Here is a 13573-nt window from a genome sequence, read left to right on the forward strand (position 1 = left end):
GGGAGCAGACCTCAGCGAGGGTGCTCCCCCCAGCGCCGACGGCGAAGCCGCACTTGTCGGGCTCCACGGGCGCTTCAACGGCAACTTTTACCACATCGATGCGCTTGATGGTTCACTTTGTCAACTATGTCAGTGTTGCTTTGATTTCTTCTGGTGAAATGACGAGATTGTAGGCTCTGCCAATCGCAATCTTGCCGTTGTTGCCGGTTGATTGCACTGGTCTGGCTTCGTTGAAGTCGTCGGTCGTTGAATAGAGGATCTCGTCCCTCTTCTGCCAGATTGCGTAGAGGATTTTGGTGCCCTGTCTGATTTCGATGTGGTGTTGAGCGTACTGGTTTCCCCGGTCGCACCAGGGTACCCAGCAGTTCCCTACCGACAAGAATGCACCGTTGTCGACCACTCGGTTGTTTCCGGAGGATTCCAGGTTGACAAAGACGACCTGTTCTCCGGTGATGTTGCCGACGTTTTGAATGGAGGTAATGGCCATTTTCTGACCTTCTTCTTTCGAAGCTCTTTGATTGGTGATCGAGCTGACCGTCATCTGAATTCTATCGGTGACCTCCTGGGTAATGGGCGTTGTCGGTCAAAGTCGGAGAAATAAAGGGAATGTTACACGAGGTGTGACAGGTTCACTCTAACGGGCTAGTAGTAAGATTGTCGATCGCATAAAGATCTTAACGGTGTTCGCTGCGCGTATCCAATGATCTACTTTGTGGTGCGGCCATCAAATGATCTATGGGCTTCACTCGGCTTCCGGATTGCCCTTGAAAATTCGGAGATGGTTTTGATTGCGGCCGCGCGTACGGTTCGCGCCTCGTTGCCGGATGTCGTCACGGTCGGTGTAGTGGAGACGACCACGCCGCCATCACGCACCCCGGGTCACCAGGGCGGTGAATCCCGGCGGGGTGATCGGGGCCAGGTTCAGCAGCACATCGACGGGCTCGGTCACCGTGTCAAGCACCGAGGTGGCGGTGTGGTCGATGATGTCGTCCGCACCGGTCGCCTTGACGATGTCGCTGCTGGGCGGGCTCGCGGTGGCGATGACGTACGCCCCCGCGCGCTTGGCCGGCTGCACGGCGTACCCGCCCACGGGGCTCGTCGGCTGGCTCGCCGACGGCGAGACGAAATTCGTGCTCAGCCGCCGGGGTGGACCGGATTGCCGGCCGGCGAACCCCCTACCGCTCGGCGGACGCGACCCGCACCAACAAATGCCTGCCAAAGCGCGTCAATCGCCGTGTGCGGCGGTGTACTGCTCGTCGGTCACGGGCTCGAGCCAGGTGGTGCCGTCGCCGCCCTCCTCCGGGCCTTCGAGCATCGCGATGTGGCTCATGCAGTTCGTGTTCGTGCCGCCGTGCCAGTGTTCCTCGCCGGGCGGGGTCCAGACGGTGTCGCCGGCGCGCATGCGGATGACTTGGCCGTCGCGGTTGACGACCAGGCCGGCGCCCTCGGTCACGTGGAGGGTCTGCCCGACGGCGTGGGAGTGCCAGTTCGTGCGGGCGCCGGGGGTGAACCGGACCAGGGAAGCGACCAAGCGCGACGGTGGCTCGGGTGTCTTGATCATCGTGAGGTAGACGTCGCCGGTGAAGCGCTCGGCCGGGGTCTTGACGGTGGCGTTTACGGGGATGAAGTCCACGGTGTTCTCCCTGGAGGTCAGTTGCGGAAGACCTGCTTGGCGACGGCCATCGCGGCCATGGCCTGGGGCCAGCCGGCGTAGAAGGCCAGGTGGGTGAGCGCCTCGATGAGCTCGGCCTCGGTGTTGCCGTTCTCCTTGGCCAGGCCGAGGTGGAAGACCAGCTGCTCGGTGTTGCCGTTCGTGGCCAGCGCGGCCACCGTGACGAGGCTGCGTTCCTTCGGCGTCAGCTCGGTGCGCTTCCACACCTCGCCGAAGAGCACGCCGTCGGTGAAGTGCACCAGTGCGGGTGCGAAGTCGCCGAACATCTTCTGTGCGCCGGACGGCTCGGGACGGCTGTCGTCGGTCATCGGAATCCTTTCGTTGATCTTGTTCTCACGGGAAGTGCGACCGCGGCGAAAGCCGCTGCGGCCGTGACGCCCGCGGCCAGCAGGAGGCTGACCCGCGTCCCGGCGGCCAACCCCGCGGGAGCGTTCAAGAGCGCGCCGAACACGGCGACGGCCAGCGCGCCGCCGAGCTGGCGGCTGGTGTTGAGCACGCCGCTCGCGGTACCGGTCCGAGCCGGGCCGACGGCGCCGAGGAGCACCGTGATCACCGGCGGGATCACGGCCGGACCGCCGAGGCCGACGAGCACCATGACCGCGGCAGTCACCCAGCCGGGTGTCGTCGCGGGCAGGAGGGCGAGGACGACGAGACCGGCGGCCATCAGCACCAGCCCGGCCGTGACCACCGGACGGGTGCTCACCCGTTCGGTCAGCCGCGGCACGAGCGGAGTCAGCACGAGCCCGGCGAGCATCATCGGCAGGAACACCGTGCCGGTCTGCACGGCGGACAGCCCGTTCTGCTGCAGGAGCAGGCTCACCACGAACGGCATCCCGTAGTAGCCGACCATGAACGCGAACCCGATCAGGACCGCGGTGACCACTGTCCGTGACCGGAATAGGTCCAACGGCAGCATCGGAGCGGCGACTCGCCGTTCGACCAGCACGAACGCGGTCATGCTCGCGATGGCGAGGGCGAAGGCGGCCACGACCTGCGGAGCGGTCAAGCCGCCGCGACCGGCCTCGATGGCGCCGTAGACCAGGGCGGCCATGGCGACTACGCCGGTGACCTGGCCGTAGCGATCGAACGGCACTCGATGGTGTGCTGAAGGTGCCACGCGAGCCAGCAGGGCCAGGGCCACGGCACCGGCCGGCAGGTTGATCAGGAAGATCCACCGCCAGCTCGCCAGCGTCAGCACGCCACCCAGCACCGGCCCGACCGACGAGGCGACCGCCCCGCCCATCGCCCACACGGCGACAGCCCTGGCGCGGCGTGCCGGATCGGGGAAGGCCTGGCCGATCAGGGCCATCGACGAGGGCATCACCAGGGCGGCCGCGGCTCCTTGCAGGAACCGGCAGACGACGAGGGCCGGCAGCGCCGGGGCGACGCCGCAAGCCAGCGAAGACAGCACGAACATCCCCACGCCCAGGCCGAACGCCCGCTTCGCGCCGATCCGGTCGGTCAGCGAGCCGGCCGAGAGCAGGAACGCGGCGAACAGGAGCGTGTAGCCGTCGACCACCCACTGCAGGCCCGTGATGCCGCCGCCCAGGTCGGCTCGGATCGCGGGCAGGGCGACGTTCACGATGACGGCGTCCAAGGTCACGACGAAGAAGCCCAGCAGGGCCGCCGCCAGCGTGGCGACGGCACCGGTCGCCGGCCGGGTCATGGTCGTGGTCGTCTCGGAAGAGGTCACCTCACCAGCAAACATGTTGCCGTCCGCGGGCGGGAGGTCGCGTCGTTCCGGGTCATGACAGAACCCCCTTCGCGGGCCGGACCTGTCGTACCGTGGGAGGGTGAGTACCAAGAGCACCGAGGTCCGTGACTTCCTGGTCACCCGCCGGGCCAAGATCACCCCGGAGCAGGCGGGGCTGCAGCACTACGGCGGCAACCGCCGCGTCGCCGGCCTGCGTCGCGAAGAGGTCGCCCTGCTCGCCGGTGTCTCCGCCGACTACTACACGCGCGTCGAGAAGGGCAACCTCGCCGGCGACTCCGACAGCGTCCTGGACGCGATCGCCGCGGCGCTGCAGCTCGACGAGGCCGAGCGGGTCTACCTGTTCGACCTCGCCCGCGCCGCCAACGCCGCGGGCCGGCCTCGTACCGCCGCGCAGCGGCGCCGGTCGCCGCACCGGGTGCGGCCGGTGGTGCAGCAGATCCTCGACAGCATGACCTCGACGGCCGCCTTCGTCCGGAATGGCCGGTTGGACATCCTCGCCACCAACCTGCTCGGCCGCGCCCTGTACTCGCCGGTGTTCGACAGCCCCACGCGTCCCAGCGAAGCCGCGTTGCCCAATCTCGCCCGGTTCGGGTTCCTCGATCCCGCGGCGCGCGACTACTTCCCCGATTACGACAAGTCGTGCCACACCTCGGTCGCGATCCTGCGCACGGAAGCCGGCCGCGACCCGCACAACCGGGATCTGTCCGACCTGGTCGGCGAGCTGTCGACCCGCAGCGACGACTTCCGGACCCGCTGGGCCGCCCACGACGTCCGCCTGCACCGCACCGGCACCAAGCACTTCCGCCACCCGGTCGTCGGCGAGCTGACCCTCGACTTCGAAGCCATGGAGCTCTCCGCCGACGCCGGGCTCACGCTCACCGCCTACGCGGCCCGCCCCGATTCCGGCTCGGCCGAGCGGTTGCAGCTGCTCGCCACCTGGGCGGCCACGGAGCGGCTTCCGGCCGGCCGTTGACCGGTGCGCACGGATGGTTTTCACAGCAAGGCGTCAGCGGTGATGGGGAACTCTCGGATGTGTCGTCCGGTGGCGTGGAAGACCGCGTTGGCGATCGCCGGGGCCACGCCGACCAGCACGAGCTCAGCCAAGCCCTTCACACCGAGGGGGTCGGCTTCGCGGTCTTCGCCGTCGAGGTAGATCGCGCGCAGGTTCTGGATGTCGGCGTTGACCGGGACGAGGTAGTCGGCGAGGTTGGCGTTCACGATACGGCCGTCGCGCGGGTCGGTGACGGTGTGCTCCAGCAGGGCGGCGCCGATGCCGCCGACCATGCCGCCGAGGGCCTGGCTGTCGGCGAGCTTGGGGTTGACGATGCGGCCCGCGTCGTAAACGCCGAGCATGCGCCGGATCCGGACCAGCCCGAGACGGGCGTCGACGGCGACTTCGGCGAACACCGCGCCGTAGCCGTACATCGAGAACCGGTCGTGCTCCGGCGGTGCCCACGACCCGATCACCTCGAGGTGATCGCGGCCGGTGCGGGCCAGCAGCTGCCGGTAGGTCTCGCCGTGCGTGGGGTCGTTCTTGACGGACATTCGTCCTTTTCGGACGATGATGCTGTCGGGATCGACGCCGTGTAACGGGGATCGCGGGTCGTTGACGGCGAGCGTGATGGCCTGGCGGCGGACCTTGTCGCAGCCGTCCTGGACGGCGGAGCCGACGCTGGCCATGGTCATGGAGCCGCCGTGGGGCGGGGTCGGGGGCATGAGCGAGTCGCCGAGTTCGAACCGGACGGTGTCCATGGTCAGGCCGAGGGCGTCGGCGGCGACCTGGGGCATGGAGGTGTAGGTGCCGGGGCCCATGTCGCTGGTCGCGGACTGGACCAGTGCGGTGCCGTCGGCGTTGAGCCGGACGTGGGCCTGTGCGGGGGCGCGGGCGGTGTCGTAGACGGCGGCGGCCATGCCGGTGCCGATCAGCCAGTCGCCGTCGCGAGTGGCGCCTGGCTTGGGGTTCCGGCGTTGCCAGCCGAACTCCCGGGCGCCGGCGTCGTAGCATTCGCGCAGCCGGCGGGTGGAGAACGGCTGGCCGCTGGACTCGTCCACGGTCGGTTCGTTGCGCTTGCGCAGTTCGATGGGGTCGAGGCCGAGCTGGTGCGCGAGCTCGTCCATCGCGGATTCGATGACGAGGGCGGCGGAGGCGTAGCCGGGTCCGCGCATCCAGATCGGGGTGTTCACGTTCAGGGGCACGGTCGCGTACGACTGGCGGACGTTCGGCATGGAGTAGAGCATCTGGCCGGGCGCCAGCATCGCTTCGGTGAACGTTTCGTAGCTGGAGGTTTCGCCGCGGATTTCGTGCGTCATCGCGGTCAGCCGTCCGGTGCGGTCGCTGCCGAGCCGGAGCCGGTAGGAGTAGGCGGGCCGGAACCCGGTGCCGAAGTACAGCTGCCGGCGTGTCATGACGAGCTTGACCGGATGCCCGGTCTCGCGGGCGGCGAGTGCGGCGATCGTGGTGTGCGGCCAGGCGCGCAGGCCGCTGCCGAACGCGCCGCCGACGAACGGGGAGATCACCCGGACAGCGGTCTGCGGGATATCGAAGACGGCGGCGAGCTCCTGCTGGGTGCCGCCGATGACCCATTGGGTCTTGTCCCAGACGGTGAGCCGGTCGCCGTCCCAGCGGGCGATGGTGGCGTGCGGTTCCATGGGGTTGTGGTGGTTGCGGGCGGTCCGGTAGGTCAGGTCCAGCCGGACCGGGGCGCTGTTCAACGCCCGGTCGGCGTCGCCGCGCGCGTAGGTCGTCGGCGGGTCGGCCGGGGCGGTGGTCAGGTCGGTGACCGGCTGCTCGGCGGCGTAGGACACGTGCACCAGCCGTGCTCCCTGCTGCGCGGCTTCCCAGGTCGTGGCGACCACGACCGCGACCGGCTGGCCGAAGAACCGCACCCGGTCGTCTTGGAAGACCCGCAGCCGCGAGTTGGGCGCCGGGTTGTTCGATCCCGGATTGTCCACATAGGGCAGCCGGGGTGCGTTGAGGTGGCTGAGCACGCGGAGAACACCGGAGTGGGCGCGAGCGGCGCCATCGTCGATGCCCGTGATGCGGCCGCGTCCGACGCTGGCGTCGACGACGGCGGCGTATAGGACTCCGTAAGTCGGCTGGTCGGCGGCGTAGCGTGCGCGCCCGGTGACCTTGAGGCGTCCGTCCACTCGGGACTGCGGGGTGCCGACGGCGGTGCGGGGCTGGCTCATCGGGTGCCTCCCACGACGCGCAGCTGGCGTTCGACCGTGCGCTTGAGCAGTTCGACCTTGAACCCGTTGTGCCGCAGCGGCCGGGCGCCGTCCGCGGCTCGCTGCGCGGCCTTGGTCCACAGCGAATCCGAGGGCCGCTTGCCGAGCAGGTACCGTTCGACGGCGGGAAGCTTCCACGGGACGGTGCCCACGCCGCCGGCGGCGATCTTCGCGGCGCGGATCACTCCGCCTTGGATGTGGAGGGCGACCGCGCTGCGGAGCCGCCGAGAATGGCGTGGCCGCGGTTGTAGCCGTCGAGGGCGGCGCATCCCGAGCCCGGTTCGCGTTTGTTGCAGTTCGCGGTCACGTCCCGGAAGTAGGTGCACCGGGTGCGCTGCATGATGTTGCCGCCGATGGTGGCCATGTTGCGCAGCTGAGCGGAAGCGCTCAGCCCCAGCGCCTCGGACACCACCGGGAAGGCCGAGCGCACCCGCGGGTCCGCGGCCGCGTCGGCCATCCGCGTCAGCGCGCCGATCCGCAGACCGCCGCCGGCGGTGGGGGAGAGGCCGGTGAGTGGCAGCTTGGCGATGTCGACCAGGGTGCCGGGACGTTCCACGGTCTCGCGCATCAGGTCGACCAGCGTCGTGCCGCCGGCGATGAAGCGTGCGCCCCGCTGCCCGGCCGCGACCGCGGCCCGGACGTCGGGCACTTTGGTGTAGGAGAAGGACTCCATCGGATCAGCTCCCCGCCTGCTGGATGGCTTTGACGATCTTCACGTAGCACCCGCAGCGGCAGATGTTGCCGCTCATCCACTCCCGGATCTCCTCCGGCGACCCGGTGTGGCCCTCCTGCATGCAGCCGACGCCGGACATGATCTGCCCGGGGGTGCAGTACCCGCACTGGAAGGCGTCCTGGTCGACGAACGCCTGCTGCAGCGGGTGCAGCGGGCCGTCGTCGGCGTCGGCGAGGCCCTCGATGGTGGTGACGTGCGCGCCTTCCAGACGCACCGCCAGCGTGAGGCACCCATTGATCCGCCGGCCGTCGACGAGCACGGTGCAGGCGCCGCACGCACCGGCGTCGCAGCCCTTTTTCGTGCCGGTGAGTCCGAAGTGCTCGCGCAGCAGGTCCAGCAGAGACGTCCGGTTGTCGACGGTGACGGTGTGCCGGGTTCCGTTGACGGTCAACGAGACCTGGCTGCTCGGCGCGCTGTCCGCGGCGGCGGCGGTGCCCAGCAGCGGTGGTCCGGCCACGACGGCGGCGCCGCTCACGGCCGAGGCGGCGAGGAACGTGCGCCGGCGAAGGCTCGGCGGTGAGTCCGGTTCGGTCCGTTCGAGGGGTTCGGGCGACATGGGAGCGATTCGACCAGGCTTTTCCGCGGCGAGGGAGTCTCCGGTGAAGGGTGTACCGGCAGTACCTTGCCAAGGCGCGCGAGAGCTGCCAGCGGCAGCAGCGTGAGGGCGGCGATGACGGCCCCCACCAGGGGCGGTCCGGTCACCCCGAGCGAATCCAGGGCTGTGCCCGCGATGGCGGTCCCCGCCGCGATACCGGTGTTGAAGGCCGACGTGCTCAAGGCGGACGTCAGGGTGGGGGCGTCACCGGCGAAGCGGACCGCGAGTGCCGTGACGACGGGGTTGACGGTGAAGCCGGTCAGCGCCATCAGGAAGACGAGGGCGATGGCGGCGATGGGGCTGGCGGACAGCGGGATCATCAGGAACAGGGCGCCGGAGGTGGCCGCGGCCGCGATGAGGGTGGTCGCCAGCGGCCGCCGGTCGCCCAGCCGGCCGCCCGCCGCGGTGCCGCCGAGAGCACCGGCGCCGAAGGCGATCAGCGCGAGCGGGACGACGCCGGCCGGGAGGCCGGCGCGGCCGGTCAGGAGCGGGGTCAAGTAGCTGTAGGCGGCCAGGACCCCGCCCATGATCAGCATCGCGGCGGCCAGCGCCAGCCACAGCCGGCCGTGGCGCAGGGCCCGGAGTTCGGCCCGCACGGACACCTCGGCCCGCTGCTCAGCGGCAGGGATGAACCGCCCGATCGCCGCGGCGCCGAGGGCCGAGAGCACGGCCAGGGCCCAGAACGGGCCTCGCCAGCCGGTGACCTGGCCGGCGAAGGCGCCGAGCGGCACACCGACGACGTTGGCCAGCGTCAGGCCGCCCATCATGACGCCGAGGGCGCGCGTCGAGTCGCGCGGGCCGACGGCGGCCGTGGTGACGACCACGCCGACGGACCAGAACGCCCCGGTCGCCAGCGCGGTGACGACGCGGGCGGCGAGAACGATCGCGAAGGAGCCGGACAGGGCGGCGAAGACGTGGCCGAGGCTGAACACGGCCAGCGCCAGGACCAGCGTCCGGCGTCGCGGCAACCGCAGGGTCGCCAGCGCCATGGTGGGCGAGCCGACGATCATGCCGAGCGCGAAGGCGGTGATCAGCAAACCGGCCTGCGACACGCTGACGTGGAGGTCCCCGGCGAGTTCGGGCAGCAGCCCGGCGACGACGAACTCGGTGGTCCCCATCAGGAAGGTGCCCGCGGCGAGCACCCAGACGACGGCGGGCAGGCGGCCGGGAGTGGTCCCGGTGTCCATGTGATCTTCTCCTCGGGTGGCCGGCGTGGGCCGCACCGTCGTCGCTGCGGTCCTGGCCGGGTGGTGGTTCTGTCAGGGGGTGAGCAGGGCCTTGATCGCGCGCCGCTCGTCCATCGCCCGGTAACCCTCCGCGACCTGGTCCAGGGGCAGGTTGAGGTCGAAGACCGGGCCGGGGTCGATGTGGCCGGCCAGCACCCGGTCGACCAGGTCGGGCAGGTAGCGGCGCACCGGCGCGGGTCCGCCGCGCAGGCCGACGTGGGAGAAGAACAGCTCCTCGCCGGCGATCTGCACGTCGTGCGGGACGCCCACGAAACCGACGTTGCCGCCCGGCCGCGCCGACTGCAGGGCCTGGCGCATGGCCTCGGGGGTGCCGACGCATTCGAGCACCGCGTCGGCGCCGATGCCGTCGGTGAGGTCCTTGATGCGCGCGATTCCGTCGTCACCGCGCTCGGTGACGATGTCGGTGGCGCCGAATTCGGTGGCGAGCTTCTGCCGCGATTCGTGGCGGCTCATGGCGATGACGCGTTCGGCGCCGAGCTCCTTGGCGGCGATGACACCACAGAGCCCGACCGCGCCGTCCCCGACCACCACGGCGGTGTCGCCGGGCTTGACCTCGGCGGCGAGGGCGGCGTACCAGCCGGTGCCCATGACGTCGGACACCGCGAGCAGGCTGGGCAGGAATTCCTCGTCCGGGTGCTCGGCGGTGGCGACGAGGGTGCCCTGGGCGTTCGGGATCCGCACGTAGTCGGCCTGGCAGGTGCTCATGAACTCGCGGTGCAGGCAGGCGGACTGCCAGCCGTTGCGGCAGTTCGCGCAGGTGTTGTCCGAGGTGGCGAACGACCCGACCACGAACTGGCCGGGCTTGACCGAGGTCACCTCACTGCCGACCTCTTCGACGACGCCGACGTACTCGTGCCCCATCGGGTGCGGGTCGCCGATCGGCTCGAGGCCGCGGAAAGGCCACAGGTCCGACCCGCAGACACAGGTGAGCACGGTGCGGATGATCGCATCGGTCGGCCGCTCGATCTTCGGGTCGTCGAGCTGTTCGAAACGCACGTCGCCGGGCGCGTGGATGACAGCTCCGCGCATGGTGGACTCCTCACACAGTGACGATGGCGGGCCGCGAAGGCCCCGTGCTTCCAGGCAACTCCTTTTGCGCGCGGGCAGCGAGTCACTGCCGAGGGGTGTACCGCCAGTACACCCCAACGTGTGACGCGGGCGCGTACGGTCGCGGTGTGGACAATCGTGACGAAGTCCGCGAGTTCCTCGTCTCGCGGCGCGCGAGGATCGCGCCGGAGCGAGCCGGCCTGCCGGGCGGCACCCGGCGTCGCGTGCCGGGACTGCGGCGCAGCGAGGTCGCCGCGCTGGCCGACGTCAGCGTCGAGTACTACGCCAAGCTGGAGCGCGGGAATCTCGCCGGTGCTTCGCCCGCCGTGCTCGAGGCGGTCGCCCGCGCGCTTCAGCTCGACGACGCCGAACGCGCGCACCTGCTCCACCTCGCCCAGAGCGCCGACGGTGCGGACGTGCTCGCCCGGCCCCGGAAGCGAGCCGGGAAGAAGTGGACGCCGCACCGGAGTCTGCAGTGGACACTGGACGCGATCACCGCCGGGCCCGCGTTCGTCAACAACGGACGGCTGGACCTGCTCGCCGGGAACGAGCTCGCCCGGGCCTTCTACAGCGACATGTACGCCGGCGGGCCGACGCCGAACATGGCGCGCTACCAGTTCCTCGATCCGGGATCGCGCCGCTTCTACGCCGACTGGGAGCTGGCCGCGGACATCACGGTCGACGTCCTGCGTGCCGAGGCCGGGCGCAACCCCGGCGACAAGGGCCTCCACGACCTGGTCGGCGAGCTGTCCACCCGCAGTGACGAGTTCCGCCGCCGCTGGGGTGCCCACAACGTCCGCCGGCACGGCACGGGCGTAAAGCGTTTCTGTCACCCGTTGGTGGGCGAGGTCACCCTGACGTGGGAGGCGATGGCGATGGCGGCCGAGCCCGGGCTCACCCTGGTCGTCTACACCGCCGAACCCGGTTCGCCCTCCGCGGAACGTCTGGAGCTGCTGGCGTCCTGGACGACGTCGTCGCGCACGGACGAGTGATTCCGTTCTGCCCGGTCCACTGTGGAGGCTTCTTGAGTGGCCGCCCAGGACGCGAGGAGTCGCAGCGCTTCCTCCGACGGCGAGCCGGGCTCCGCGGTGTAGATCGTGAGGGTGAGACCCGGCTCGGCGGCCAGTTCGAGGCCCTCGTAGGCCAGGGTGAGGGTCCCGACCACGGGGTGGTGGAAGGTCTTCGACCCGGTCCCGTGGTGACGGACGTTGTGCGCGCTCCACCGCCGGCGGAACTCGTCGCTGCGGGTCGAGAGCTCGCCGACCAGGTCGTGCAGCCCCTTGTCGTGCGGGTTGCGACCGGCTTCGGTGTGCAGGATTTCCACGCAGACGTCGGCGAAGAATTCCCAGTCCGGGTAGAACCGGCGCGACGCGGGGTCGAGGAACTGGAACCGGGCGATGTTCGGCGGCTGCTGCGAGCTCGCGTAGACCTCGGAGTAGAACGCCCGCGCGAGGCGGTTCGCGGCCAGCAGATCCATCCGTCCGTTGCGGACGAACGCGGGCCCTTCGGTGACCGCGTCGAGGACCTGCTGCAGACTGCCGCGTGGCGACCACTGCTTCACCTTCGGCCGTCGCCGCAGGATCGCGCTCGTGCCGTCCGCGGCCCGGGCGAGGGCAAGCAGGTGCGCTCGTTCCGCGTCGTCGAGCTGGAGCGCCCGCGCCACGGCGTCCAGCACGGCGGGGGACACGCCGGCGAGGTTCCCGCGTTCCAGCTTCGCGTAGTACTCGACGCTGACGTCGGCCAGCATCGCGACCTCGCTGCGGCGCAGCCCCGGTACCCGCCGGTTCCCGCCGGCGGGCAGGCCGGCCCGATCCGGGCTGATCTTGGCCCGCCGCGAGACGAGGAACTCACGGACTTCTTGACGGTTGTCCACGCCACCACGATAAGTCCGGCAGCGCGGCCGAAGGGTGCCCTGCCGGTACACCTTTCGAGAGAACCTCGCGAGAGGCGCCGGCTCGTGGTTCCGTGGATACCGGAGATTGAACCCGACCAAGGAGGCACCTTGCCGACCTTCGCACTCGTCGGTGCCGGCCCCGGCCTGGGGCTCGCCACCGCGCGCCGCTTCGGGGCGGCCGGTCACCCCGTCGCCCTGATCGCCCGCGACGCCGAGCGCTTGGCCGAGCTGACGACCGCCCTCGCCCGCGACGGAATCCGGGCTCGCGCGTTCCCGGCGGACGTGCCACCGCCGTGAACATCCGCCTCACCGTCGACGGCCGCGTCGTGACCGCGACCCTGAACGACAGCCCGAGCGCCCGCGACTTCGCCACGCTCCTGCCGCTCACCCTGAACCTGAGCGACTTCCACGAAACGGAACGGATCTCGGACCTGCCTCGGCGGCTGACGACCTCCGGCGCTCCGGAAAGCGCTGAGCCGAAAGCCGGGGATATCGCCTTTTACGCTCCCTGGGGCAACCTGGCTATCTACTACCGCGACGCGCCGCCCGCGAGCGGCGTGGTGGTTCTCGGTCGCTTGGCCGACGGGGTGTGCCGACGTGCTCGCCGCTGCCGAGCGGGTCGCCGTCGAACTCGTCCCTTGATCCTGGAGACGCCGGCTTGCCGCAGCGGCGAGAAGTGGGCCGTTCAGGAGAATCGGCTGTGCACTCACCCTGAGGTCACCTGAACGATCACTGCGGTGGCGTTGTCGTCCCCGCCTGCCTCTTCGGTGTCGGCGAGCAGCCGGCGCACCTGCCGGTCCGGATCGGCCGCCCATTGCAGGACTTCGCGGATCCGGGTGTAGGGCACCTGGTCGGTGACGCCGTCGCTGCACAGCAGGAGGACGTCACCGGGGCGCGGTGCGACGTTGAGCACATCCGGTTCAGGGCGCGCGCTGTGGCCGACGTACCGGGTCAGCTGGTAGCGGGCGGAGTGGGCTTCGGGCGAATCGAACGGGTACCAGCCGTTGACGGCACCGAGCCACGCCATGGTGTGATCGACGGTCAGCTGCTCCAGCAAGCCGTCTCGAAGGCGGTAGCCGCGGGAGTCGCCGATCTGCACCAGCCACAGTCCGGCCGAGGACGCCGCCAGCGCGGTCAGGGTGCAGCCGGTCAACTGGCCGATCCGCCGGCCGGCCGCGCCGACCTGCACCTGGGCTTCGGCGACAGCGGCCCGGAGCGTCGCGGCGTCGAGGGCGTCGCCGGCCGTGCGGATTCGGTCGATGAAGACATCGACGGTGGTGCGGCCGGCCGCGCGACTGCCTTCCCCGTCGCCCATGCCGTCCGCCACGACCGCGAGCAACGGTTCCTGTGTCAAGTGGACGACGTCGAAATTGTCCGAGTACCGCCGCCCGGCGACACTGCCGGCAGCGGTACGAAACGCGAAGTCGGTCATCCTGAGAAGGA

15 protein-coding genes and 1 pseudogene are annotated in these 13573 nt (G+C 70.2%); 4 read left to right on the forward strand and 12 right to left on the reverse strand.

The features are described from left to right. Positions 1-124 precede the first annotated feature (124 nt). The 5 genes from ISP_RS19705 to ISP_RS19725 all read right to left on the reverse strand — a co-directional run bounded on the left by ISP_RS19705 (position 125) and on the right by ISP_RS19725 (position 3365). Positions 125-541, reverse strand: a complete 417-nt coding sequence (locus ISP_RS19705; protein ID WP_141748469.1) for a hypothetical protein — start codon at positions 539-541, stop codon at positions 125-127. Positions 542-865: 324 nt separating this feature from the next. Beyond that, positions 866-1090 (reverse strand): hypothetical protein, encoded by a 225-nt coding sequence (locus ISP_RS19710; RefSeq protein WP_013225567.1) that lies wholly within the window; start codon positions 1088-1090, stop codon positions 866-868. 135 nt (positions 1091-1225) lie between these two features. Then, a complete protein-coding gene (locus tag ISP_RS19715) occupies positions 1226-1633 on the reverse strand; it encodes a (R)-mandelonitrile lyase (RefSeq protein WP_013225568.1) in 408 nt (135 codons plus the stop codon). 17 nt (positions 1634-1650) lie between these two features. Further along, positions 1651-1980 carry a carboxymuconolactone decarboxylase family protein gene (locus ISP_RS19720; protein WP_013225569.1) on the reverse strand — a complete coding sequence of 110 codons (330 nt, stop codon included), beginning with the start codon at positions 1978-1980 and terminating at the stop codon, positions 1651-1653. Continuing rightward, positions 1977-3365: an MFS transporter gene (locus tag ISP_RS19725; protein WP_014467011.1), complete on the reverse strand. Its 1389-nt coding sequence runs from the start codon at positions 3363-3365 to the stop codon at positions 1977-1979. Before ISP_RS19725 ends, ISP_RS19720 begins: the two co-directional genes overlap by 4 nt. Before the next feature lie 100 nt (positions 3366-3465). On the opposite strand from ISP_RS19725, the gene ISP_RS19730 reads away from it, so the two are divergent. After that, complete coding sequence (locus tag ISP_RS19730; RefSeq protein ID WP_013225571.1) at positions 3466-4359, forward strand: helix-turn-helix transcriptional regulator; 894 nt, start codon at positions 3466-3468, stop codon at positions 4357-4359. Between the two features lie 20 nt (positions 4360-4379). Here the strand turns inward: ISP_RS19730 and ISP_RS19735 are convergent, their stop codons facing one another. The 5 genes and pseudogenes from ISP_RS19735 to ISP_RS19755 all read right to left on the reverse strand — a co-directional run bounded on the left by ISP_RS19735 (position 4380) and on the right by ISP_RS19755 (position 10218). Next, the gene (locus ISP_RS19735) at positions 4380-6575 is read right to left on the reverse strand and encodes a xanthine dehydrogenase family protein molybdopterin-binding subunit (protein ID WP_013225572.1); all 2196 of its coding nucleotides are present in this window, start codon (positions 6573-6575) and stop codon (positions 4380-4382) included. Further along, a pseudogene (locus ISP_RS19740) lies at positions 6572-7287 on the reverse strand (FAD binding domain-containing protein). The gene ISP_RS19735 and the pseudogene ISP_RS19740 overlap by 4 nt, the downstream one beginning before the upstream one ends. A gap of 4 nt (positions 7288-7291) precedes the next feature. Beyond that, positions 7292-7822, reverse strand: a complete 531-nt coding sequence (locus ISP_RS19745; protein ID WP_230468849.1) for a (2Fe-2S)-binding protein — start codon at positions 7820-7822, stop codon at positions 7292-7294. Continuing rightward, positions 7819-9129, reverse strand: a complete 1311-nt coding sequence (locus ISP_RS19750; protein WP_013225576.1) for an MFS transporter — start codon at positions 9127-9129, stop codon at positions 7819-7821. The genes ISP_RS19745 and ISP_RS19750 overlap by 4 nt, the downstream gene beginning before the upstream one ends. A gap of 72 nt (positions 9130-9201) precedes the next feature. Continuing rightward, positions 9202-10218, reverse strand: a complete 1017-nt coding sequence (locus ISP_RS19755) for a zinc-dependent alcohol dehydrogenase family protein (RefSeq protein ID WP_013225577.1) — start codon at positions 10216-10218, stop codon at positions 9202-9204. Between the two features lie 146 nt (positions 10219-10364). Here ISP_RS19755 and ISP_RS19760 point away from each other — a divergent pair, with 146 nt between their 5' ends. After that, entirely contained in the window at positions 10365-11228 is an 864-nt protein-coding gene (locus tag ISP_RS19760) for a helix-turn-helix transcriptional regulator (RefSeq protein ID WP_013225578.1), read from the forward strand. Here the strand turns inward: ISP_RS19760 and ISP_RS19765 are convergent. Continuing rightward, on the reverse strand, positions 11144-12109 hold the full coding sequence (locus ISP_RS19765; RefSeq protein ID WP_014467013.1) for a helix-turn-helix domain-containing protein: 966 nt from the start codon (positions 12107-12109) through the stop codon (positions 11144-11146). The genes ISP_RS19760 and ISP_RS19765 overlap by 85 nt on opposite strands. Before the next feature lie 129 nt (positions 12110-12238). On the opposite strand from ISP_RS19765, the gene ISP_RS19770 reads away from it, so the two are divergent. After that, positions 12239-12427, forward strand: a complete 189-nt coding sequence (locus ISP_RS19770) for an SDR family NAD(P)-dependent oxidoreductase (RefSeq protein WP_014467014.1) — start codon at positions 12239-12241, stop codon at positions 12425-12427. After that, complete coding sequence (locus tag ISP_RS19775; RefSeq protein ID WP_013225580.1) at positions 12424-12855, forward strand: cyclophilin-like fold protein; 432 nt, start codon at positions 12424-12426, stop codon at positions 12853-12855. Before ISP_RS19770 ends, ISP_RS19775 begins: the two co-directional genes overlap by 4 nt. On the opposite strand, the gene ISP_RS19780 is transcribed toward ISP_RS19775, so the two are convergent. Further along, a complete protein-coding gene (locus ISP_RS19780) occupies positions 12837-13562 on the reverse strand; it encodes a PP2C family protein-serine/threonine phosphatase (protein ID WP_013225581.1) in 726 nt (241 codons plus the stop codon). The genes ISP_RS19775 and ISP_RS19780 overlap by 19 nt on opposite strands. Positions 13563-13573: the final 11 nt, after the last annotated feature.

The organism is Amycolatopsis mediterranei, assembly GCF_026017845.1.
GTDB classification, from domain to species: Bacteria; Actinomycetota; Actinomycetes; order Mycobacteriales; family Pseudonocardiaceae; genus Amycolatopsis; species Amycolatopsis mediterranei.

Excerpts from the sequence above, each read along its gene's own strand:
- ISP_RS19705 (WP_141748469.1), bottom strand. The coding sequence starts at position 541 with ATGACGGTCAGCTCGATCACCAATCAAAGAGCTTCGAAAGAAGAAGGT.
- ISP_RS19720 (WP_013225569.1), bottom strand. The coding sequence starts at position 1,980 with ATGACCGACGACAGCCGTCCCGAGCCGTCCGGCGCACAGAAGATGTTC.
- ISP_RS19735 (WP_013225572.1), bottom strand. The coding sequence starts at position 6,575 with ATGAGCCAGCCCCGCACCGCCGTCGGCACCCCGCAGTCCCGAGTGGAC.
- ISP_RS19750 (WP_013225576.1), bottom strand. The coding sequence starts at position 9,129 with ATGGACACCGGGACCACTCCCGGCCGCCTGCCCGCCGTCGTCTGGGTG.
- ISP_RS19755 (WP_013225577.1), bottom strand. The coding sequence starts at position 10,218 with ATGCGCGGAGCTGTCATCCACGCGCCCGGCGACGTGCGTTTCGAACAG.
- ISP_RS19780 (WP_013225581.1), bottom strand. The coding sequence starts at position 13,562 with ATGACCGACTTCGCGTTTCGTACCGCTGCCGGCAGTGTCGCCGGGCGG.